Source organism: Staphylococcus sp. 2S1 (genome assembly GCF_046721335.1).
Taxonomy (GTDB): Bacteria; Bacillota; Bacilli; order Staphylococcales; family Staphylococcaceae; genus Staphylococcus; species Staphylococcus equorum_A.
Window position 1 is genome coordinate 39,459 of sequence record NZ_JBEUUJ010000003.1, and the last position, 25,203, is coordinate 64,661.

The 25,203-nt window shown below is 31.6% G+C and carries 12 protein-coding genes and 9 pseudogenes; 10 read left to right on the top strand and 11 right to left on the bottom strand.

The annotated features are described in order from the left end of the window. Positions 1-65: 65 nt before the first annotated feature. Entirely contained in the window at positions 66-1,013 is a 948-nt protein-coding gene (gene corA, locus ABLV90_RS00550) for a magnesium/cobalt transporter CorA (RefSeq protein ID WP_427706616.1), read from the bottom strand. A 151-nt stretch (positions 1,014-1,164) separates the two neighbouring features. Here corA and ABLV90_RS00555 point away from each other — a divergent pair, with 151 nt between their 5' ends. Together ABLV90_RS00555 and ABLV90_RS00560 are read left to right on the top strand one after the other, a co-directional pair. Beyond that, positions 1,165-1,650 carry a thioesterase family protein gene (locus ABLV90_RS00555; protein ID WP_427706614.1) on the top strand — a complete coding sequence of 162 codons (486 nt, stop codon included), beginning with the start codon at positions 1,165-1,167 and terminating at the stop codon, positions 1,648-1,650. After that, positions 1,647-2,048, top strand: coding sequence for a hypothetical protein (locus ABLV90_RS00560; RefSeq protein WP_285323699.1), 402 nt, complete (start codon positions 1,647-1,649; stop codon positions 2,046-2,048). The genes ABLV90_RS00555 and ABLV90_RS00560 overlap by 4 nt, the downstream gene beginning before the upstream one ends. Positions 2,049-2,244: 196 nt before the next feature. On the opposite strand, the pseudogene ABLV90_RS00565 reads toward ABLV90_RS00560, so the two are convergent. Beyond that, a pseudogene (locus ABLV90_RS00565) lies at positions 2,245-3,145 on the bottom strand (alpha/beta hydrolase fold domain-containing protein). A gap of 279 nt (positions 3,146-3,424) precedes the next feature. On the opposite strand from ABLV90_RS00565, the gene ABLV90_RS00570 reads away from it, so the two are divergent. Together ABLV90_RS00570 and ABLV90_RS00575 are read left to right on the top strand one after the other, a co-directional pair. Beyond that, on the top strand, positions 3,425-4,066 hold the full coding sequence (locus tag ABLV90_RS00570) for a hypothetical protein (protein ID WP_427707986.1): 642 nt from the start codon (positions 3,425-3,427) through the stop codon (positions 4,064-4,066). 76 nt (positions 4,067-4,142) lie between these two features. Then, positions 4,143-5,743 (top strand): annotated as a pseudogene (locus ABLV90_RS00575) (IS3 family transposase). A 130-nt stretch (positions 5,744-5,873) separates the two neighbouring features. On the opposite strand, the gene ABLV90_RS00580 reads toward ABLV90_RS00575, so the two are convergent. Beyond that, complete coding sequence (locus ABLV90_RS00580) at positions 5,874-7,775, bottom strand: DHA2 family efflux MFS transporter permease subunit (protein WP_460871937.1); 1,902 nt, start codon at positions 7,773-7,775, stop codon at positions 5,874-5,876. Between the two features lie 12 nt (positions 7,776-7,787). Then, positions 7,788-8,436, bottom strand: a pseudogene (locus ABLV90_RS00585) (HlyD family efflux transporter periplasmic adaptor subunit). Between the two features lie 128 nt (positions 8,437-8,564). On the opposite strand from ABLV90_RS00585, the gene ABLV90_RS00590 reads away from it, so the two are divergent. Beyond that, positions 8,565-9,113, top strand: a complete 549-nt coding sequence (locus ABLV90_RS00590) for a TetR/AcrR family transcriptional regulator (protein WP_069817578.1) — start codon at positions 8,565-8,567, stop codon at positions 9,111-9,113. A gap of 114 nt (positions 9,114-9,227) precedes the next feature. Here ABLV90_RS00590 and ABLV90_RS00595 read toward each other — a convergent pair. The 3 genes and pseudogenes from ABLV90_RS00595 to ABLV90_RS00605 form a co-directional block, all read right to left on the bottom strand. After that, positions 9,228-10,440 (bottom strand): annotated as a pseudogene (locus tag ABLV90_RS00595) (multidrug effflux MFS transporter). Positions 10,441-10,687: 247 nt separating this feature from the next. Beyond that, positions 10,688-12,079, bottom strand: coding sequence for a zinc ribbon domain-containing protein (locus ABLV90_RS00600; protein WP_427707992.1), 1,392 nt, complete (start codon positions 12,077-12,079; stop codon positions 10,688-10,690). A 394-nt stretch (positions 12,080-12,473) separates the two neighbouring features. Beyond that, a pseudogene (locus ABLV90_RS00605) lies at positions 12,474-12,940 on the bottom strand (MarR family winged helix-turn-helix transcriptional regulator). A gap of 216 nt (positions 12,941-13,156) precedes the next feature. Between ABLV90_RS00605 and ABLV90_RS00610 the strand changes: the two are divergent. Further along, on the top strand, positions 13,157-14,128 hold the full coding sequence (locus ABLV90_RS00610) for a YdcF family protein (protein WP_460871938.1): 972 nt from the start codon (positions 13,157-13,159) through the stop codon (positions 14,126-14,128). Between the two features lie 206 nt (positions 14,129-14,334). Here the strand turns inward: ABLV90_RS00610 and ABLV90_RS00615 are convergent, their stop codons facing one another. Both ABLV90_RS00615 and ABLV90_RS00620 read right to left on the bottom strand, forming a co-directional pair. After that, on the bottom strand, positions 14,335-15,003 hold the full coding sequence (locus ABLV90_RS00615; protein WP_002506847.1) for an ABC transporter ATP-binding protein: 669 nt from the start codon (positions 15,001-15,003) through the stop codon (positions 14,335-14,337). Beyond that, a pseudogene (locus ABLV90_RS00620) lies at positions 15,003-16,053 on the bottom strand (ABC transporter permease). The gene ABLV90_RS00615 and the pseudogene ABLV90_RS00620 overlap by 1 nt, the downstream one beginning before the upstream one ends. A gap of 155 nt (positions 16,054-16,208) precedes the next feature. Here ABLV90_RS00620 and ABLV90_RS00625 point away from each other — a divergent pair. Together ABLV90_RS00625 and ABLV90_RS00630 are read left to right on the top strand one after the other, a co-directional pair. Then, positions 16,209-16,883, top strand: a complete 675-nt coding sequence (locus tag ABLV90_RS00625) for a response regulator transcription factor (protein ID WP_069817568.1) — start codon at positions 16,209-16,211, stop codon at positions 16,881-16,883. Continuing rightward, positions 16,876-18,243, top strand: coding sequence for a HAMP domain-containing sensor histidine kinase (locus ABLV90_RS00630; protein ID WP_427706593.1), 1,368 nt, complete (start codon positions 16,876-16,878; stop codon positions 18,241-18,243). The genes ABLV90_RS00625 and ABLV90_RS00630 overlap by 8 nt, the downstream gene beginning before the upstream one ends. Positions 18,244-18,332: 89 nt before the next feature. On the opposite strand, the pseudogene mqo reads toward ABLV90_RS00630, so the two are convergent. After that, positions 18,333-19,812, bottom strand: a pseudogene (gene mqo, locus ABLV90_RS00635) (malate dehydrogenase (quinone)). 390 nt (positions 19,813-20,202) lie between these two features. Between mqo and ABLV90_RS00640 the strand changes: the two are divergent. Next, positions 20,203-21,360 carry a glycosyltransferase family 4 protein gene (locus ABLV90_RS00640; protein WP_460871939.1) on the top strand — a complete coding sequence of 386 codons (1,158 nt, stop codon included), beginning with the start codon at positions 20,203-20,205 and terminating at the stop codon, positions 21,358-21,360. Positions 21,361-21,630: 270 nt separating this feature from the next. Here ABLV90_RS00640 and ABLV90_RS00645 read toward each other — a convergent pair. Continuing rightward, a pseudogene (locus ABLV90_RS00645) lies at positions 21,631-23,233 on the bottom strand (L-lactate permease). Between the two features lie 236 nt (positions 23,234-23,469). Between ABLV90_RS00645 and ABLV90_RS00650 the strand changes: the two are divergent. Then, positions 23,470-25,162: pseudogene (locus ABLV90_RS00650) on the top strand (CDP-glycerol glycerophosphotransferase family protein). The last annotated feature ends 41 nt before the right edge of the window (positions 25,163-25,203 follow it).

The window sequence follows — 25,203 nt, forward strand, 5'->3', positions numbered from 1 at the left end:
TACTTTCAATCCTTATTATGTTCACTCTATTATTTAAAACATTACCTATATTTTCAAATATAAAATTAAAACCATTTTTCTTTTTTAAAATAAAAAATACTCCCTATACTAATCGCTAACATGATTGCAAGCACAATGTAATAACCGTAATGCCATTTAAGCTCTGGCATATTTGAAAAATTCATTCCATATATACCTGTAATTAATGTTAGTGGGAGGAATACAACAGATACTAAAGTAAGTATTTGCATAATGCTATTCATCTTATAATATGAATATGACGAATAATTATCCCTTATTTCTTCTGTCATTTCTTGTGATAAGTTCATTATATTTTCTTGTTTAATCATATGATCGTCTATATGTTGAATATACATATGATTTTTGTCATCTACAAGTAATTGACTGCTTTCTTTCATATTCTCTACTAATTCTCTCATTGGATATATAATACGCTTTAATTTTATGATTTTTGAACGTATTTTAAATACATCATCCATTATTTCTTTAGTTGAGCTACCATGTGTTTCTCTATCTTCTAACTCATAGACTTTATTTTCGATATCATAAATTAATTCAAAATAAGTATCTACAACTTCGTCCAAAATATAAAGTATCGCATCTGAAGCATCTAAATCCGATTCATAATGACTTGAGATATACTGTTCCACTTCTTGTAATACATCAAAGGGCTTATGATGATATGTAATTAACATGTTGTCTTTAATGAACAGATTCAGAACTTTATCTCCTTTATATTGCGAGTCAACACTATGAAACACTATGTATTGATAAGTATCATAGGTTTTATATTTAGCTCTTGGAGTCCCATTTACCGTATCATCAATTTCAAGCTGATTAAAATTAAAGTAGGATTGTAACATCTCGTTTTCTTCATCAGATGGATCATTAAAATCACACCAGATAAAAGTAGCTGATTCAGGAATTTCTTTAAAGTGGTTAACTTGAGTTAAAGTTTCTTTGGAAGTCTGATATTTTATTGTCACACTCATAATTTCCCTCCTCAAATCATTTCTTCTATTTTACCATGAAATAGACCGTATGTATGGTTTGGTAAGTTTTAGTTATTTTTCTTTAGAAAATACATTTACATGTTAAAATTTAACTATTACTTTTGTTTTTAACAACCAAGGAGCTGTTTACATGGAAAAGCCTTTTACAGTAGTTCAAACTGTTGCTCAAGAAATGATTGACCATAACGGACACGTACATGATGCGAACTACAATATGGTTTTTAGTGATGCAATTAACCAATTTAATTATCAGCATGGTTTATCACTTCAAGAACGTAAAGCATTAAATTATACAATGTTCACTGTTGAGGAACAGACTGCTTATTTATCGGAATTAATTGAAAATGACCAATTCTACATCAGTGTATATATATATAATTATGATGTTAAGAGAGTACATTTCTTCTGTATAATGAAACAACAAGACGGGACGACTGTAGCTACAAATGAAGCTATGATGTTAGGTATTAGCAGAGAGACTAAAAAATCAGCCCCATTCCCTCAACATTATTTAGATCAAATTGTAAGTTACTATGATAATCAAGGACGCATCGAGTGGCCTAAACAATTAGGTCATCGTATCAACATTCCACAACAAGGAGATGCATATTCATGACACAAAGTATAAGAGAAATCGTACAATTACAACTTTATGATTTATTTGATAATACTAAATTTGAACTGAGTGAACTTAACCAAAATAAAAGTCTCGTTATTAATGGCCCTGATAGTAAACTCATTAAGCGAGGTTTAGATATAAGCTATCTCCAAGGTCAAAAGAAGGCAATCGATGCCATTCATACGCTTTTAAAAACATATACAGATGACCGTACATTCATTGAACATTATAATAATTACACGCTTATTACTTCTGAAGAATTTGAAACATCTGCTTCTAACTTTAGTTCAATGATTGAACCTCAAGATGAATTTGAATTATTTTTAGCCACTCACTATAATCTAAGGGGTCAAAAATTAGTTATTGATACAGTTAACACACTTATAAATACTTAAACGCAATGAAACCGTAGTGGGACAGAAATCTAATGTTTCTAAAAAGATTTCGTTGTATGAGTCACCTCGGCAAAGCTGACTAGAAAATAATTCAGGCTGAGACAAGTATTTATGTCCCAGCCTCGTTTTATTTTATTCTATATCCTTTGCCTTTGTAAGTTGGATTTTCATTTGAAATAACTAACTTTATCGTACATTATACATCAATTGTATTAACGATTTGTTTAACCACTTTATGAGACTCTCTAATAGGCAAAAGTTCGAATGCATGAACCATATTTTTATATTCATAATAATGTATGGGTTGTTGACGCTCTTCTAAAATATCAACCAATTTTTTCATATCTGGTTGATAAATTTCACGCGTACCACCAAACATAAATATCGGTGGTAAATGACTTAAATTCCCATTAATAGGTGAAACTTTAGGTTCATCTAGTGAAAAACCTTTTGACCAATGGCGCATAATTTTTTGAATACCATATCTATTTAGAATGACATCTTTCTTTTCTAATTCTTCTGTAATCGCTTCGTTTTGTAGATCCGCATCTAGAAGCGGTGACAGTAAATAAAGTTTATTTGGTAAGGGTTGTTGCTTATCTTGCAATTGCTCGCATAAAGCCTAATGCTAATGCACCGCCAGTCCCATCACCCATAATAACAATTTCATCACTACTCACTTCGGATAATAATTGATTATACACTTCAAAAATAGCACTATATGTGTCATCAATATAGTACTCAGGTGCTTTAGGATAAATTGGCATAACAATTTCATGTAATGTACTTAATGCGAGCTTATCCATTAATCTCCAATGAAATGCTGACGGTTGCAATACATTGTAGCCACCATGTATATATAGTATTTTTTTCTTGCGACTATGCCTAAAACAAAATCTGAAAAGCTGCATGTTCCCTATAGTTTGCTTATCCAAATCAGATTTTACATTTAATGTTTCTGGTTGTTTATGCTTTTTTTCATTCATTTTTAACCTTGTATCTAAAAATCGTTCAAAATCTTGCTCACCTTCAAATAAAATTGATCTATGTGGTAATAAATACTTGTTGATAAATTTTGTTGTCAGTCTTGATTTCATTCATAATCAACCCAATCTCTATATTTAATGTGCATTTTATCAGAATTTTTTAATATAATTTAGTATTTAAAAATTAATGTTATGGTAAAATTAATACAATGACATAAAAAAGAAGATATAATATAATGTAAGTAACATAAAAAACCCCTATTTTAAATGCTATTGAATATTAAATACATTCTATCGATAATTAAAATGTATCAGTTATTAAGCATTATAACAAAACAAAAGTCATAAAATAAGAAGATGTTAATATTAGTTTAGCGAAAGGAGCACCTTATGGCCGAAAAAAACAAACAGTTTGCCGATTTTGAGCACACATTAACGAGCGAGCATATGCAAAGAGGATCTCGCTACGGTAAAAAGAAACTTTCTTGGGTGAACATACTTATCCAACTTATCGTATTAATATTAGTAGCTATTACAGGCTATAGTATGTTTAAGGAACCTATTTTCAATCTAGTATTTGTCAAAGAAACGATTAACTTCCACCAACTTACAAACTTTCAGGAAACGATCAATAGCTTCTCTAACTTAAATATCAATGTTGAAAACATTGATAACTTACAAACAAGTATCGATCGTTTAATATTAGTGTTTTATGTATTTTTTATTGCTTGTATTTTTAGTATCATTTTAACAATTTTTACGATTATTTTTAATAGAACTGCATTAAAAGTTGTCAATATGTTTGTTATTGCTATTATGTTAGTTATTACATTTGGTTTTTCTTACTTAATTAAAAATATTGCTAAACGTATTGCCGATTCAATGAATCAATATTACGTTTCAGTTAGGCCTATTGATATATTGACAGAAGCCGACGCAATTCATAATGCGCTCATTCTTTTAGGATGTAGTATTGCTTTGATTATCATTAGTATGCTTTTTAGAAATCGTAAACCTCGTATACGTGCTTAATATCCAAAGCATAAGCATTGATTCATTAAACTAATACAACTAAATTTAAAATAGAAAGAACCAATCCATTAAACTGATATGCTCCCTTCAAAGTAGACACTTAAAAAGTAAAAACTTTGAAGGGAGTTTTTTTGTGTCTCAAAAACTTAAAGTAGATTTAAATTCACTTCTTATTGCCTTTGACAAATATGAAGAAGGCATGAGTTTTGCGAATATTGTAGATGAATTAAACCTAGATATTCATACAGGTATATTAAGAGATAAATACTATCAATATTTAGATAAAGGTATGGAATCGTTGATTCCAAAATCAAATAACAATAGTTATTCAAAAGAATTTAAAATGAACGTTGTTGATGAATATTTTCATAGTGAGTTATCTTATCGAGATTTAGCGATTAAATACAACGTGCCATCACATAAGACTATAATTAATTGGACAAAACGTTATACTGAGGATAAAGAGAACCAAAATTATTCTTCAATATCTGAGGTGTATATAATGAAAGCGAAAAAAACGACTTATGAAGAAAAATTAAATATCGTTAAATTTTATCTGGATAATGAATTAAGTTACAAAGAAATAGCCCAAAGATTTAATGTTACTTACGGTCAAGTGTACCAATGGATACAAAAATATAAAGAGCATGGCGGCGACGGTCTAATCGATGGTCGAGGTAAAGGTAAACCTCAATCAATATTAACTTCTGAAGAAGTTAATGAAGCTGAAATTAAAGCATTAAAAGAACGTAATAAAATTTTAGAAATGGAAAATAAAGTTTTAAAAAAATATCAAGAAATAGAAAGAGAGATGATGAATCAAAAATCAAACAAATCACGGCATACGAAACGATCCAAACGCTAAAAGAAGAATATCCTGTTCAACAACTATGCCAAACGCTTGGAATTTCAAGATCCAGTTATTATAAATGGATTCATCGCGTACCTACACAAAGAGATGTAGAAAACGAATCTTTAATGGAAGACATACAAGAAATATATGATAAATATAAAGGCATTTATGGTTACAGACGTATTTACATTTATATTCGAATTAAATTAGGTAAAAAAGTGAATCAGAAGCGTATTTATCAATTAATGAAAAAACTGAGACTAACTGCTGTCATACGTCGTAAGAGAGCACCATATAAACGCTCAACGCCTCAAATCACAGCTGAAAATATATTGAATCGTGAATTTCAAGAAGATAAACCTAACGTTAAATGGTTAACTGATGTAACTGAGTTTCGACTTAAAGCCGGAAACAAAGTATATTTAAGTGCTATTTATGATTTAGGTACAAATAAAATAGTTAGTTATGAAACAAGTGCTTCAAATAATAATCAACTCGTATTTAACACTTTTGATAAAGCAGTATGTAATATGGACTCTACCGAAGGTATTCTTTTGCATAGTGACCGAGGGTACCAATACACATCTAGGCGATTTAGAGATAAATTAAATCGCTTTGGCGTAATTCAAAGTATGTCGCGTGTTAGTAGATGTATAGATAATGGACCAATGGAAAGTGTTTGGGGGATTATTAAAAGTGAGATTTATAGAGGAAATAAACATTATTTATTTGAGAATATAGAAAGAGCTAAAATTATTATAGATGATTATATTCATTTTTTTAATAATGAGCGCATCACATTAAAAATGGCTGATCTCGCTTAATACGAGATCAACCTAAAATTTAATTATTTACTTGTCTACTTGACTGGGTGCAGTTCAAACAACTAACGGATTGGTTCTTTTAATTTGGAATGAGAATTTTATCCTCACGCTTTAATATTTTATAGTTACTTTAATTTTCTTTTGATAAATAATGTTCTTTCCCTTTTAAGAAAAGACTCAATATAAATGCAAGCGCACTTAAACCTGTCGCAATTAAGAATGCACTATTCACACCATTGATGGATGCGAGTTTCTGAACAAATTCTAACAATTGTGATGTCGCCAATTGTTCGCCACCCATTGCTTGTGCCATTTCTTGTAAACGATCTTTAATAAATGGATTCGTTTTATCCAAATCTTGTGAATAAGCGACGATATGTTCAGTTGTTTGTGTTGACATTACAGTCACTAATAAGGCTGTGCCTATAGAACCTGCAAGTTGTCTTAATGTATTGGATAAGGCATTACCATGCGAAATCAAACGTTGTGGTAAGGAATTCATACCTGCAGTCATAATCGGCATCATGATAAAACTCATACCAAATGAACGAATCATATAAACTACTACTAAGTGAGTATATGTTGTATTCATATCAAGTTTAGTCAATTCCCAAGTTGCATAAGTCATAATTGCTGTACCTATAAGGGCTAACGGTTTAATACCAATTGTATCTAGTAATTTACCTGAAATTGGACCCATTACTCCCATGATTAATGCACCTGGCAATAATAGTAAACCTGATTCCATTGGACTGAATCCTCTTAGATTTTGTAAATATAGTGGTAACAGAATCATACCACCAAATAAACTCATTGTAACAATCATATTGATTACAGTTGTTAAAGTGAAACCAGAATATTTTAATACTTCCATATTTAACATTGGTACACGCATTGTAAGTTCTCTGATAACAAAGGCAATAATAAAAATAACACCTAGCACTAATGAAATTAACACTATAGGTGAAGTCCATGTATTATTTCCTGCTTCACTGAAACCATATAATAACGCACCAAAACCAATAGTACTAAAAATAATACCTGGAACATCTGCTTTAGGGTTTGTCGTTTCTTGATATACTTTAAACCATATATAACCAATAATTAAAGCTACAAGTCCGATGATAAACATACCATAGAACATAACATTCCATTGATAATTTTCAACGATATATCCAGATAATGTTGGACCAATCGCCGGCGCTAAGATCATTGCAATACCTAACGTTCCCATTGCCGCACCACGTTTTTCTGGTGGGAAAATTGTCATAAATACATTTGTACCTAACGGCATTAATATACCTGCGCCAATGGCTTGCAATACGCGTCCTACCATCATCATTCCAAACGAGCCTGATATACCACAGACTAAAGAGCCTAGAGTAAATAATGCCATCGCAACTAAAAAGAGTTTACGATAAGAATATTTATTAAATAAATACGCACTGATAGGAATCAAAATACCGTTGACCAACATAAATCCTGTCATCAGCCACTGACCCGTATTCGCAGAAATATTAAAATCAATATTGATTTCTGGTAAAGCCACGTTCAATAATGTTTGGTTTAAAATTGCAATGAACATACCAAAAATCATGGCTACTAAAACTTTGGCTTGTGTAGCACCTTTACCAAACATAAATGAACTATGTTTGGCTTTTAGCTGTTCATTGACTTGGGCTTCTTCTGAATTTGGATTTATCTTTTCGTGATCAGAATCAGTTTGTTGTTGTACTTCTTCTGTTTCTGTATTTGAGTGTTCAATTTCATCATCAAGCACTTCAGAATCCGATGTAACGTTTTCACTTGTATGATGTATTTCTTCAGATTGTGACGTTGTTTCGCTAGATTTTTCATTGTCTCTTACTTTAAATTTAGATTGATAAGTTTCATTCGATGTGTTGTTTTCATGCTTAGCATGTTCCATTTGTCGCATTGATTTCTTCTTATTTTTTTTAGTGATAAATAGATTCAATAATCCGACAAGAATGAGCGCTATGACTACGTAAATTATAATGAAGGCTATTGTCATTTCAAGCCCTCCTTAGTTTTTATGAATTTTGACTTCAGCGTTCATTCCTGGAACAACATTATTAGATGGTTTTGAATCTAGTGAGATTTTTACAGGTACTACTTGAGAAACTTTAGTATAGTTACCATCACTGTTTGTTGAAGGCATCATTGAAAAACTTGAAGCTGTTGCTTTACCAACTTCTTCTACTTTACCTTTAAGTTCAGCATCTTCACCGTCTAGTGTTATATTTACATCTTTACCTTTTTCAACATCCGCAATATCTTTTTCATCAACATTTGCAGTAATGTATGAATCATCTAAATTATAAGCATAGGCAATTGGCGTTCCGGCTTGCGCCATTGAACCTTCCATACCATCTGTTTTTACAATCGTTCCATCTTGGGGCATTTTAATATCCATATTTTGTGATTGGCCATCTTCACCTTTTGTTGCGATTTCTGCAACTTTGTCGCCTTTACTTAACTTCTCATTATTCTTAACGTCAAAAGATTTAATTTCGCCTGCTGCTTGGAGCTGAAACTTTAATTTGCTCTCCATCAACTTTGGCATTATCTGTACTGACAAATCCTGTAGCTTGATTATAAAAGTGGAAACCAACTACTCCTATTATTACAAGAACTACAATGGTAATGACATTAATTAACACCATTTTCTTCATTACACTTTCCTCCTATTTGCTTTTAAAATTCACCTTATATATTATAGAGTCATGCTAAAGAAAAAAACACCGACACTTCTACTAAATGTGTCGGGTAAGTAATCATATGTTATTTTGAAGGAGATAAAATGAGACAGACAGCTAAAAATAAAATCATTCGAAATATGATTATCCTATTAGAAGAACATCCATTTGAACATATTACTATTAAAATGATTTGCGCGTATAGTGGTGTTAACAGAACGACATTCTATGATTATTTTGTGGATAAATATGAGCTTTTATCTACAATTCAAACTTATCACCTAAAGAAGTATATTCAATTATTAGATGTCTTACACAATAGCTTTGAACACACAGAAATCAACTATGAGAAATTATATAAATTTTTCAAAATCATTTTGTGCTATATCCATCGTCATTATGGCTTCTTTCACGCAATATTTGTCACAAATCCAAATCGTGACTTATTTAGCGATTATGTTAAAGAAACCAAACTCAATTATACAAAATTGTTAGATGATTATACGACCGTGGCAAATAAAAAACAGTTTGTTACGTATGCTATCGGGGGACAGCTTGGTATTATCTATTATTGGATACGAGAAGGTTGTATTGAATCACCAAATGAAATGGCACAAATTTTACTTGCAAATGCAATTAAATTAGGGCGTTAATACTGTAATCACTTTCGTATTACGATATTTCTAAAGTACATAAATGAAAAACGGTCGCTAGGTATCCACTAAGGAATCTAACAGCCGTTTTTCATTTTCTCTTTATCCAATTTACTATTTAGGCGCTACACGTTTAAATACAAAATAATTTATTATTTGAAGTATCATCAATAATACCCCTACCATCAATATAATTGTGACGTAAGGTATATAACTATCTTCCCCCATTACGCCTACTAGTGGTGATACAAGCCCACCTATTAAGAATTGAACTAATCCTAATAAGCTAGACGCACTTCCATTGCCACCTGTGTTCTCATCCATTGCAATTGAGAATCCTAGTGTCGCTACTCCTGTAACAGGAGCCACAAGAATAATAAAACCTATAAACAATAGCCAGATAGATAGATGCATGTACAAAATAATGCTTATCCACACAATACCCACTAATTGGATGATTGTTAATACACGTAAAAGAACTTGTCTATCAATATAATCCACTAACTTACCTGTTAATTGACTAGAGATAATGAGACTTATACCTACGGATGCAAACATAATGCTAAATTGCTGAGCAGACATGTCATAAATGCGTTGTGCAATAAAAGGAGATGCAGAAATATAACTAAACAAAATAACGAATGTCACACCTTGTATAAGCATAGGTAATACAAATCGAGGCGTCGCTAATAACCGTTTGAAACTTTTGAAGATACTTACGAGATGTGGGCTATCTCGTTGTTCAGTTGACAATGACTCTTTGATATTAAATATCGTTCCAAATAACATAAGCAGACCAAATATAGTTAATATGACAAAGACCATCCGCCACGTAGAAAATGATAAAATGACGCCCCCTAATGCTTGGTGCTAATACTGGTGCAACACCGTTTACTAGCATAAGTAACGCTAAAAATTTAGTTAATTGTTTTCCGGTATACAGATCACTTGATATCGCTCTAGAAATCACCGCTCCTGCTCCACCACAAAATCCTTGTACAAATCGTAAGGCAATCATCCACCAAATATTATCCACAAAAATAATACCTATACTTGCCATAGTAAATAACGCCATAGCTACGATTAGTGGTGTCTTTCGTCCTATAGCATCTGATATCGGACCTACAAATAAATTACCTAATGCTAAACCAATCATAAACAAAGATAATGTAAGTTGTGAATTAGATGTTGTTGTATTGAAATCTGATTGTATCTGTGGCAAACCTGGCAAGAACATATCAATAGATAATGCCCCTATCGCAGTCAACGCGCCTAAGATAATAACAAACAGTAAGGAATTCTTATTTTGCTTTTGATAATTAGACATTTCTATTCTCCCCAATGTTGAAGCCCTAGCAATTTTAGCTACTTAGTTAACACTTTATATCATATCATTATAAGATAAAGTTTATTGCTATTATTATAGCCTTTGCGAACGCAATTTTAAATAGATGAAGTTAAATTGATATGTAAAAGACAAAGGGAGCGGGAATACATAATCAAAATTTGATATCGTATTCCCGCTCCCACAAGGTAACTATAAAAAGTACGTTTTGCATTAAATTTTCAAATATTTAACTTTCCTCTGAGTATTTCACTACTTTTAAATCATTCGCTTTGTCATTACCTTCAAGTTGATATTCTACCTCACCATATTGGCCATCTTCTTTTAATGCTTGGCCCGTAACATAGAATGTTTTACCTTCTTTTACAATATCAGTGATTTGTGGTTGTTGAAGATAGAATAGTTCATTAGATTTAACGTCCTTTTTAGTATCCTTATATTTTTCACTATCTTTCTTTATATAAGATGATACTAAATTAAAATTACTTTGACTGCGTGCGCTAATCATTGCCGCAGTGTATTCACCGAAAAAACGAGACACCTTATTTCTAAAACTATTTTCTTCTTTTTCTTTTTCCTCAACATACTTCTCAATTTCATCATCATCAAAGTTTAAAGTAACCTGTGTTTTATCTTTGAGGTTATCTGTTTTCACTGTTGTTTCTGCTGACTTAAATGTTTTCTTCTTCGCTTGTCCTTCAGCAGATACTGTTATATCTTTTGTTTTAGGATATGGTCCAAATTCTTTGGCTTTTGCGTAATCATAAGTTTTGTCATTGATTTTCACTTTAACTGAATCTGTATCTATTTCGGATGCACCATTTAATTCAACTTGTACATATGCCTCGTTAAAATCTTCAATAACATCAACTGACTCATTGTTGCTGTTATTAAAGTTGAATTTAAGGTGACCATTGAATTGACCGTTCTCCATTTCTTTCTTAGCTTCAAGTGTGTAATCACCTGGAATAAATTTACCTAAAGAAGTTGGCTTATTTTTCTCAGCAACTACCGTTTTTTGTTTATCATCTGCCTTAAATTTATAAGTTGTTTTTTGTTTAGGTTTCACAATTGCTTCTTTAGTTGGTGCAGTAAAGCTCATATTATCAAATATTAAATAACGTGTTCCATTTTTACTGATTCTCAGAACTTTTTCTCCATTTTTGGCTGTGACAAAATCTGAATTCTTTGTATCATTTTGGTTCAATTTCGCAATTTTACTATTTACATCTTTCACAAAGTTATCCATTCCAACTTCATTTTTTATGTATTTAATATAAGCTTCAGCTTCATTTTCATCAACACTGTTATTTTGGGTACTCAAAAGCGTTGAAAGTTTTTGCGTATCGTTATTATCTACTGCATTTATTATAATCTCTGATTGTGCTTCAGGTGAATTAAAATTTCTTACTAAGAAAAAAACAATGATCAGTAAGATAAGGATAAAGAATGCAATCCCCAAAGGAATAACTTTACGTGCGTTAATGTTTGCTGTGTTTTTATTTGTTTTTGTAGAGCGCGTCATTTTTTCTGAATCGTCTTGTTTTGCTCGATAACCGCAATGACTACACCTTCTCTGCCCATTTCTTATGTTTTCTCCGCACTTTGGACATTTTTGCATTTTATCACCTCTTTACCCTCGATTTTTACACTATCCCGTTATTTTAACACATTATAGGTTGAAACTATATGTCAGATTAATACTCTATAAATTACTATACCTATGCATAATTGAAGTATTATAATGTATATTTTAATAGCTATAATATTTATTATATGTGCCTTGCTTAAAAATTGATATACGCATTTAGTCTAATGCTTCAGTTCTGTCATTGGATCATCCATTGTTCAAAACAATATATCTACAAACTTTATAACTAAATAATTCATAAAATAAAAGCGACTACTAGTCACCCTAGCTTGGATGCTAACAGCCACTTAATAAGACTCATATTTATCTAATTATAACTTGCTGTGTTTTTAGATTCGTCCTACCATACTAATATTAATTAATGTTACGAATGATGTTTGACATTAAAGTTCTTCAGTCTTTGATCAATGATTTCCAATACATAACGTGCTTGTTCAATTTCATCATCTGATAAATCATGCGAGCATATCACTCACTATGTCATTTATAATAGACTTACTTTTTCTATTAAACTGTTTGCCCTTCTCAGTTAATTTAATATATTTTAATCGTTGATCGCCTGTATCTTCAGATTTATCCCATTGTACAACCTCAGCTTGAATTAGCTTTTTTATTCTTCGACTGACGGCTGACTTTATTTACGCCTTGACGTTCTGTTATTTCTGTTAAAGTCATCGCTTTTCCATTTTCAAGCATTAAAATAACGTTTGCCTGTTCTTTTGATACATTGTACTCTTCTCTTAACGCCTTTAATAATTTAGCTAATAATGTATTTACATCATCTATGAATTCTCCCATGAATTCTATATGACTACTTAAATTTTTCACCATTGGTTGCACCTCTTCAATCTCCACTATATGTAATATCATTTTGTTATTTGTTATATTAATAGTATCAATATTTTAACTTCTATAAAAGTTAAAATATATAATGCATCCATTTATGGATGTTGTGTATTGCTTAATATTAATAGTAACGTTTTATACATTTGCTTATTTTAATAGATTCAACTACATTTAATATACTATAAAATACTGGGGTGAAACATGAATATTCTGGCACTACTCTGTAGTATACTGACAGTACTTATTTTCGTAAGTATGTATTTAAATTTAAAATATTTTGCAAATATCAATATTTTTATTTCCCAGGTAATGTTAGGTTATATTGTAATTATATTACGTATTGCTTCTCATCATATCCCTATAGATATCATTGTTGTGATGATTATTGGTTTCTTATTAGTACATATAAAACACAAACATATACTGCAATATCGTATGAGCGCGCTATTTTTAAAACGACTCTATCGCTTATCTTTTAAAGTCATTGTTTTCACACTTGCTTGTGCCTACATTAGCTTGCTACCGTTTGCATTTAATGTTGTATTTCTATGGTTAGCAACGATTGCCTTTAGCGCAATTTTCACTTTTATTTGTTATGTATCTTGCGCTTCTTGTTATTTAAATCAGCAACACATTGCAAAATTTGATACAATACTCGTCTTAGGTGCGGGTATTTTTAATGAACATGTCACGCCTATGCTAGCTAGTAGATTAGATCGAGCATTAGCCTTGTTTAATCAACAACCAAATGCGCAATTAATCGTAAGTGGCGGACAAGGTCCGGATGAACCTATATCTGAAGCTTTGGCCATGTTTCGTTACTTAGTTGACCGTGGCGTGAATCCAAATCAAATCTTAATGGAAGATGCATCTACGAGTACATACGAAAATATTAAATTTACAAAATCACTGATACAACAGTCATTTAATATAAAACCTAAGATCGTCTGTGTTACAAGTCAATTTCATATTATGCGTGCAGTCCGCTTCGGCCAAAAGTTAGACCTTAAATTAACAGGTGTAGGAAGTCATACGCCCTATCACTTTTTTGAAGTTGCTTTAATTAGAGATTTTTTAGCATTAATGTATCAATACAAGTTATTGCTAACAGTCTACTTCGCTACATTGTTTTTTGCTTGTATTTTTGCATTGTGGCATATCCCTACTCTGTAGATATATAATTTTAAAAACAACCAACTTAAATCAATTAAAAATATCAATTTAGCAAATAGGTCAACGTGACATAGTGCTAAGCATTAATTATTGGCAATAAACATAAGATGAATGAGAACGTAAAAAAACAAGAGGCTGGGACATATCACATGTCTCAACCTCTTGTTTTATATTGTCAGTGGCTGACTGAATTGAACTTTTATGGTCTATGAATTCACTATTACACCATTATCTAATTCAATTACTCTGTCTGCATACTGAAATAATCGTTTATCATGGGTAATCATTATACCTATCATTTTTTTACTTTGTATTTGATTTTTAATCATGTGAATAACTTCAGTTGCACGTTCTGCATCTAAACTTGCTGTAGGTTCATCCGCAAGTATAATTTTAGGATTGTTCATCAATGCTCTCATAATCGCTACACGTTGTTTCTCCCCACCAGATAACATATGTGGAAATACATTTAAACGGTGTTCTAATCCTATTTGTTTTAATAACATTTCCGCTCTTTGATTAGCATCATTTTTAGACATTCCAGCTTCTTTACCTATTGTCGTTAACTGTGCTTTCACTTTTAAATAAGGTACTAAATGTGAAGATTGAAATATAAATCCAATTTCATTCAATCTTAATTCTGATGCTTTTTTATCTCCTGCATATAACGGAGAACCATTATACAAAATGTCACCACTATTTTGTGAGAGTAAACCACCTAAAATAGTAAGCAATGTTGTCTTACCTGAACCTGACGCACCATTTAATATTACGAATTCTCCATCATTCACTTCAAAGTTTATTCCTTTTAATACTGGGGTTTCTGATGGACCTTTACCAAATGTTTTTTTAATATCTTTTACTTGTAAACTCATTATTCTCCACCTCCAATTGCTTCAATAGGGTCTACTTTAAATAGTTTAATGAATGATAATACCGCACCTATAATTGCCACTACAATAAATACGCCTACAACTAATAATAGATTAGATGCTGTTACGTGGAATGGCATCGATACTGGCATAATTAATGATAAACCACTCACGAAGCCGACAGAAATCAATACACCGATCATAGTAGTAATTAATATTTGAATTAATAATGCACTTAATAAATGTTTTGTTTTGATTCCAATTGCTTTTAAGATACCGATTTCTGGTATTTTTTGAATCGTCATAACATAGAAGAATGCGCTAAGTACGATCGCTGAAATCACGAATAAACTTACAATCATCATATTTAATGGCGCTTGCTCTGCTTGATAACTTGGTATTTCACTTGTAATATCATCTTGTGTAAATACTTTGACATCTGAGATTTTATTTACTTCATCTTGTTGTTTACTTGTTAAGTCTTTAACAGGATAAACTGTACTCACTTGTTTGTTCAAGTTGTCGAAACCACTGTCATTCATCATCACGACTGAGCTATGTGAATGCATCGTATCGTTGATAACACCTGATACTCTTAATTCTTTACCATCTTTAACTTCAACCATGTCACCGACGTTTATACCTTCGGCAGTAAGCTTGCTGTTGATTGCAAATTCATTATCTTTTGTTGGATAACTACCTTCTGCCAATTCAGGCTTGTCATTATCTACTGTATTAATCATCACAACATCTTCTTCGGCTTTATTAATTTTTAATGTTTGTGACGCTAATTTTAATGGTTCTTGATTTGTAATATCTTCTATTTTTTTGTTGTTCTGGTTTGATAATTGATTTCTCAATTTGTGGTTGTTTATTGTCCTGTAAAACATATTTTTCAGTTTTCATGTTGTCTAACATCGATATATTTTCTCTCGCTAACCCCTGTGCTAGTCCACTAATAAATAAGACCATAACACCTAGTAATAAAATGATTAACATAATTAAAATATAACGGAATTTATAATATTTAATCTCCTGCCATGCTAATTTCATTATTTCCCACTCCTTCTCTAAAACTTATATCTAGAGTTTATCCTCCTTATGTGAACTCAATATGAACTCATGTTCATTTTTAAAAACTTTTGTTATTTGTTAAGTCATTTAGTAACGTTTATAATGACATTAAAATGAAGAAGGAGACATTGCCCATGACAACTTGTCTAATTGTCGATGATGACAAAAAAATCTTAGAGTATGTTTCTAATTATATTAGTCGTGAAGGATTAGAAACAATTACGCAATCAAGTGCTGAAGATGCATTATCCTACCTTGAATCCAATCAAGTAGACATTGCCATTGTAGATATTATGATGGGTGGCATGAGCGGTTTTGAGCTTTGTAAGATTTTAAAAGAAGATTACAATATGCCGGTCATCATGTTAACTGCACGTGATGCTTTAAGCGATAAAGAGCAAGCTTATTTAACAGGCACGGATGACTATGTCACGAAACCTTTTGAAGTGAAAGAACTTATTTTCAGAATTAAAGCTGTGCTTAAACGCTATAATATTAATGCTAATAATGAAATTACTATTGGCAACCTGACGATTAATCAAGCGTATTTAGAATTACAAACAGCATCTAAAACGATGAATTTGCCTAATAAAGAATTCCAATTACTATTTATCCTTGCTTCTCATCCAAGACAAGTTTTTAACCGTGATGATTTAATAGAAAAAATATGGGGATTTGATTATGAAGGTGATGAACGCACTGTCGATGTTCACATTAAACGTCTTAGAAAAAGGCTTGAAAAATTGGAAGCATCAGTAACAATTCATACAGTGCGTGGATTGGGTTATAAGGTGGATGATCATGTTTAAATCACTCTATACACGCATTGCAGTGTATACCATTGTTGTTATGCTCTTCAGTGCGGCAGTCAGTTTTTTATGTACAAATATTATTTATCATAATTTTTTGAAAGAAAATAATGATGCAAAAATTATGCGCACTTTAAAAGATTCGATGGAATACCAAAATGAATCAAAAATAGATAGCTATCCACCATTTTTCAAACATTTAGGTGAAATGAACTACCAAATTATGACTATTTCAGAAAACGGAAAAAGAACATACTATGGTGAACCATTCAGAAAAGATAATATAGCTCCACAAGAAGTTCAAAGCGTACTAAACGGTAAAGATTATCATGGTATTAAAAATTTACCTTACGCGCCTATTATTACTGGTTTTTTTGAAAACACTACTCAAAACACAGTAGGTATTGCTTTTGAATCCAAAGGTCAAAACTATGCTGTCTTCATGAGACCAGATATTGGTAAAACATTTAGTGAATTTAGAATATTCTTAGCGATATTAATATCGTTATTACTCATTATCTCTATCATTCTAGTTATTTCTTCAACTTATACATTAATCAAACCCATTCAACAATTGAAAAATGCGACAGAACGTCTTATGCAAGGTAATTTTGATACGGCCATTAAGATCACCCGTAAAGATGAATTAGGCACGTTACAATATCGATTTGATAAAATGAGACTTTCATTAAAACAATTAGATGATATGAGACAACATTTCGTTCAGAACGTTTCTCATGAAATAAAAACACCATTAACCCATGTTCATCATCTACTTGATCAGCTCAAATTCGCTAAGAGTGATCAAGAACGTGAGCGCTATATTGATGATATTTACCAAATCACTACACAACTTAGCGAATTAACAAAAGAACTTTTACTGTTATCGGAAATTGATAATGGTGCACATCTTGAATTTAAAGATCACATTGAACTTAACCAACTTTTAAAACAAATTATTCGCCATGAACAATTTTCTGCCAATGAAAAAGATTTAATCATTATGTCAGATTTAGAGAATATTGAAATGATTGGTAACGAACGCTTATTACATCAAGCATTCCAAAACCTCATTACAAATGCCATTAAATATTCAATTCAAGGTGGCACGATAGATATTATGCTCAAACAAGATTTAGATTCTATCAATTGTACGATTACAGACGATGGTCAGGGTATGACTGAAGAAACCCAATCTCGTTTGTTCGAACGTTTTTATAAAGCAAGTAACCATGACAACAGTAATGGCTTAGGCCTTGCTATTGCTAAGGCCATTTTTGAACTACATGGAGGTACGATATCCATAGTAAGCGAAAAAAATAAGGGCACTACATTCTCTATCGAAATCCGTAAAAGTTAAACTAAAAGCGCACGGTTAGCCTAGTATGATACTAGATTAACCGTGCGCTTATTTTCATTGCTTATTATTATATCAATGCTAAAGCAATATTAATTTATTTTTAGATTTTTCGTGATTTCTTTATTCAATTTCGTATAAAGTGCTTCATTATCTGATAATTTCATGCCATATGAAGGTACCATTGTTTTTACTTTATCTTCCCATTGTTTAAATTCTTCACCATAGCGACGTTTAAGCATATCAAGCATAATATCTACTGCTGTAGAAGCACCAGGCGACGCACCTAACAATGCAGACAATGAACCGTCTTCAGAAGTTATAACTTCTGTACCAAATTGCAATGTTCCTTTACCATTTTCTGTATCTTTTATAACTTGCACACGTTGACCAGCTACAACAATTTCCCAATCTTCACTCTTAGCATTAGGAACAAATTGACGTAAGTCTTCCATACGCTCTTCATTTGAAAGGGTAAGTTGTGAAATTAAATATTTTGTTAAACTCATTTCTTTAATTCCTGCAGACAGCATTGTAATTAAGTTATTTGGCTTCACAGATTTAATTAAATCCATATTTGAACCAGTTTTCATGAATTTAGGTGAAAATCCTGCAAATGGACCAAATAATATTGTACGTTTGCCATCTATGTAACGTGTATCTAAATGTGGTACTGACATTGGTGGCGCTCCTACTGAAGCTTTTCCATATACTTTAGCAAGATGTTGCGTTGTAATAGATTCATCTTTACATACTAAGAACAAGCCACTTACAGGGAATCCACCAACATGTTTAGATTCTTTAATACCTGTTTTTTGTAACAATTGTAAACTTGCCCCACCGACCCCGATGAACACGAAATCACTTTCAACAAATGTCACGATATCTGTTTGTAAATCTTTAACTTTCATCTCCCAAACACCGTCTTCACGTTGTTTAAGATCTTGTACTTCATGTTCATAATTCAATTCAACTTGCTTTTCTTCTAAGTTTTCAAATAACTTTTTAGTTAGTGCACCGAAGTTAACATCTGTGCCAGTTTTATCATAACTCATTGCCACTGGTACATGAGATGTACGACCTTCCATCATCAGTGGCACCCAATCAGCTATTTTATCTTTATTATCAGTAATTTCCATATTACTGAATAGAATGTTTTTATTTAATCTCTCCACACGTCTTTTTAAGAAATCTACATTTCGGACGCCTTGTACAAAGCTCATGTGAGGTACAGGCTTAATAAACGCCTCAGGTCGCGCAAGTTGACCCTGTTTAACTAAGTAATTCCAAAATTGTTTAGTAACTTGGAATTGTTCATTAATTTTTACGGCCTTATTTATATCTATTGAACCATCTTTATTTTCTTTTGTATAATTCAGCTCACATAATGCAGAGTGACCGGTTCCTGCATTATTCCAACCATTAGAACTTTCTTCTGCTTGGTGTAGATAACCTTTCATACATCTTAATCTCTTTCTCTGGTGCGAGTTCTTTTAATATAGTTCCTAATGTTGCGCTCATGATACCGCCACCGATTAAGATGACATCTGTTTTGCTATGTTTTGTGCTCATAACAAACACAGTCCCCCTTTTATATATGTTTATAGAAACGTTATCTTTATCCTTTTAAAAAATGGGATGAAGCGTTTTCTATAACTAAAAAATAAAAAAACCTTGCCGTTATAATTGATTAAAATGTAAAAATAACGAAATATATCTTTATACTTCTCTAATTATATACGTAATTGCCCTATGAAAAAAGGGCTTTCAGTAATTCTACACAAATTTTGTTAATATGTGTTAACCAAACTGTTAAATAAAAGTTCTATTATATCTTCTAAAAAGACGTTAATACGCTTTTTAAATACTTAAATAAGTTTGATACTACTCATAAAAAAACATCATACAATTCATGATATAATGAATTCTAATTTAAGTTAAGAAACATTTGGAGGTTCTCGGATGAAATCAATCACTTTTTTCATGCATAATATTTATGCTATGGGTGGCACTGTAAAGTCTATTTCACAATTAGCTAATACGCTAGCTAAAAAAGGTCATAAAATCGAAATCATTTCTGTATTTAAAGGTGATATAAAACCTTATTTCGAACTCCATGATTCTATAGTTATAAAACCTTTGATCAATTATCAGTTACACCCTAAAAATTTTAAAGATTTATTTTTTAACCGCATCAATAAATACACTTCATTTTCTAAACCTAAAGTACTTTCAAAAAACGAACCGGGTTTAAATCAATTTTCACGTTATATAGAGAAAAAAATGATTAGATCCATCCGTAAAATTGATACGGATGTTCTAATCGGAACTAGAGCCAGTTTTAATATATTGATTGCAAAATACGCACAAAACAACATTGAAACCATTGGCATGGAGCACATGAATTTTGAAGCCCATCCCGAAGCATTTCAACAAGAAATCATTGATGCATATACCGCTTTAGATAAAGTGACTACACTTACTACTGTAGATAAAATTAAATATCAATCATTTATTCAAACACCTGTTTATGTTGTTCCAAACATTTTAGATGAACCTAGACTTACTATCACAAAAGAAAAAATAATTACTGCAGCTGGTCGTTTAGAATATGAAAAAGGGTTCGACTTACTCATCGATAGTATTAATCCTATTCAACATATCGTCAGAAAATTTGGCTATAAAGTACACATTTTCGGAGAAGGTCAGGAAAGAGAAGCGCTACAACAACTTATTGATCGTTATAATTTATCAGATATTGTTTTACTACAAGGTTCAACGCAACAATTAAACGAAAAATTAGCAATTAGTGAAATTACAGTCATTCCTTCGCGTAACGAAGGTTTCGGCATGGTTATCTTAGAAGCCATGAACCAAAGTAATATTGTAGTAAGCTTTAGTGGAAACGCTGGCCCTGATTCTATTATTAAAAATAACGTGAATGGTTATTTAATAGATCACACGAACGTGACTGAATTATCGAATAAACTACGTAGACTAATCAATCAAGAATTCAAAGAACAAGTCCTTATAGAAAATGGTTTCAAGACCGTAGTCGCTTATGCTCCTGAAGCTGTTTATCAACAGTTTTCAAATATGCTAAATTCACACACGCCATAGTACTTTATCCAAAACGTAAACAAATCAAACGTTAATTATGACGTTTGATTTGTTTTTTTAAACCTAAGTATCGACAGTGATTTGGCTCCGTCCAGTAGAATAGCACAAGCTGAAGAATACAGGCTGAGGCCGTGCTTTAGGCAAGCGAGTATGAAACTTATATAGTGAAGTCAAATTTATACTTGTGGAAAGCGCACAAAAAAACTGCCAACAAAGTCACAGACTTTGTCGACAGCCAAATAATGTGTAGTCGTTTTTAATTATTTATTTCTATATAAAGAAATTCAAGATAAATGTCCAAATACATATGAATACGAGCATCGCAATACTATAGCGTAATGTCATTTTCAACAGTTGAGATTCTTTACCAACTTGTTGAACAGATGCAGTAGCGATTGCAATAGATTGTGGAGATATAAGTTTCGTCGCTACACCACCAACAGTATTGGCAGAAACGAGTAACGCACCACTTGCTCCTATATTATTTGCAACAGTTGCTTGAATCGGCGCAAATAACGTATTATTATTTGTCACTGATCCAGTTAAGAATACGCCAATCCAACCTAAAATTGGAGATAATAATGGGAATATAGCGCCTGTTTTTGCAATACCTTCACCAATTACATTACTTAACCCCGCATACGTCATAAGTTTTGAAATTACTAAGATAAAGCATATTGTGATGATTGGTAACCAAAGTTCTTTAAATGAAAGTTTAAATAGTCGACCACCATCAGCAAAACCAACACGTTTAGACATTAAAATAGTAATAATTATTACTAAAAGAATGGCTGTACCTGTTTGACCAATTAGGTTTAATGGAAGACTAATTGCTTTATTTGCAATCTCACTGTATGTGCCCGGTAATGTGATGTTAAAGACGAACGCTTCTAATGCGCCACCTGGCTCAAACAGTGCTTTGAAATTTGGTGCACTCCATATCATTACAAATACAGTTAAAATAAAGAACGGGCTCCATGCATAAACAATTTCTTTCGCTTTATGTTGCTCAATTTGTTGTGGTTTCTCTTCTTTATTAATTCTAAAGATATGTTTTGGTTGGAATTTTTTAGAAAATAAAGCTAATGCTAACATTGCACCTAATGGCGGAATAATATCTGCTAATTCAGGTCCAACAAATAATGTAATTACAGCTTGTAATACTGTATAAGTAATACTTACAATTAAGATGGTCGGCAATGTTTCTTTAATACCTTTGAAACCATCAATAATCCATATCAATAGAAATGGTACCGCCATATTCATAATGAATAAAGTTAGCGTAGACATTTGTGAGACTGCCATACCTGTAATATCTTCTGGTAAACCTAAAGTATTAATTACAGTAATAGGTAAACCAATCGCACCAAACGCCCCTGCCGTAGCATTTGCAATTAAACATAACATCGTCGCTTGTAATGGAGCGAAACCAAGTTGAGTAAGTAAAAGTGCACAGATTGCAATTGGCACACCAAAACCTGCAGCACCTTCTAAGAACCCATTAAACGCAAACCCAATAAGTAATAATTGGATACGTTGGTCTTGTGAGATACTAGATATACTATCTTGGATAGTTTGGAACTGCCCTGTTTCAGTTGTGACTTTATATAATAATACTGCCATGATAACAATATAACCAATAGGTATGATACCTTGGAAAAATCCTTCGACAACTGCACCAGAAGCAATACTTACTGGTAGTTTAAAACACAATATTGCAATGATTAATGTAACGACTACAGTAGTTATTGCGAGCATATATCCCTTTCATTCTAAATACAGTTAAGCATAACAAGAATAAAATAATAGGAATCGCCGCAATGATAGATGAGACTAATACATTGTTAAAGGGGTTAAAAGTTTCTACAAACATTCGTTTCACTACTTCTTTCTATTTTAATTTTGGGGTAGATTATTATTGTGATTTTTTTCACAATGAAATTATAACATTTTCTGTCTTAAATACAATATACTTTTTAAAACTTTCGTTATTTTTTCTAGCGTAACACGAAGTTTAAAATTTTAAAACCTGCTGTACAAGGGATTCATTTATCTCAAGTGCACTCCGTGGTAAAATAGTAACAATAATGATTAAGTAGAGGGATATTAATGATAAAACAAATTGAATTAGCTGAGTGGCAACATTTAGAAACTCAACTAAAAAAAGCAACACTAGAAAATTATACACATTTTGTTGTAATTAACAAGAATGTAAAAATACACCAAAATATGATTGATGCAGTTAATTTGAAACCTTGCACGATTGTATCTGACTATACTGTTAACCAACAATATATAAATGATTGTCGTTATTTTGGTAAATTAGAGATTACATTTAATGACTGGATAGAAAATATTAATCACTATCCAAACATCATTTTCCATATAGAAACAACGCAAGCGTATTATAGATGACTTTAATATACAAAATGTATTTGACTTAGCTTTAATATCACTATTGCAAGATGATGTTGCTACTGACAGTCATGTCACTTTTGATTTCAGTCATTCATTCACTACAAGTAATAAGATATGGAAGGATATACATAAACTGACACCATTGAACACGACAAAGTTCAATTTAAATAAATTAGCATATGAACATAAACATGGACTTCCATTTAAAACAAATGAAACATTAGCGCCAGAACAAATGCGTTTTACTGATAAATGGTTAAATTCTACAAGTTTCAAAATGCCTCACTGGTTATTCAATATGATGCAACGTCAGTCAGTTAAAAAACATCGAGAGCAAAGCTACATATATGAAAAAAACCCGTCAAAAGTTAAAAATCATATTGTATTCTTAGGCTTTGATTATGGTTTTAGAGGTAATTCTCGTTACTTGTTCAATCACTTTGCAAAACATTTTTCAAAATTACCAATATATTTTATAACCGATGATGTCAATGGTCCAAACTTCATTAAGCCAAATGATCCAAAAGCAAAAGAGCTTATAGAAAGCGCATGTGTAGTGATATTAGAAAGTAATATTCCAGACACACTGAAACCCAATGGAACTGTTATTCAACTTTGGCACGGCACGCCCATAAAAAAACTGTTTTTAGATAGTAATGAACCGTCACAAAATCTAAATATTTACAATTACCGCGCACGTAAATACAATAAATGGTTACAACAAGATTATTTTGTGTGTGATAGTGAATCTATTATAGAATATTTCAAATCTGCTTTTCCGCAACAACAAACACATATTTTAAACTGCGGTTATCCTAGAAATAGATATTTGCTAGATAAACAAACAGATCACCATTATATTTCTTTTATTAAACGAGAATTGAAGTTAGACCCTGAAAAAGAAACTTTACTTTATGCACCAACATGGAAATCTCACCACGATGATTCAGATTTATTACCTATTAGTGATGGATTACTCAATAAATATAATGTTGTATTTAAAGGACATATTGAAGATCAATCTTCTTATATTCCTGAAAATGCAATTCTTGCACCGGCACATATAGAAGTTCAAGATTTATTATTAGTTTCAGACATTGTACTCACAGACTATTCTTCTATTATTTTTGATGCATTAACAATTAATAAAACTGTTTGTCAGTACACACCAAATCATGCTAAATACATTTCTGAACGTGGCGTCTACGATGAAGTTATGCATTCATTAGCTACTGTTAGATATAGTGATGCTAAAGCATTGCTAAATGATTTAATTAGTCATCAAATGACAGAGATTCATTCCAATTCTTTTATCAATAAAGATAATCATGCTTTTGAAACCCTGTCTCATATTATTAAAAAGTGTAATAAAACTTATAATTAACATAAAATATCGTTAAACTTACATTAAAAAGGCTAAGAAAA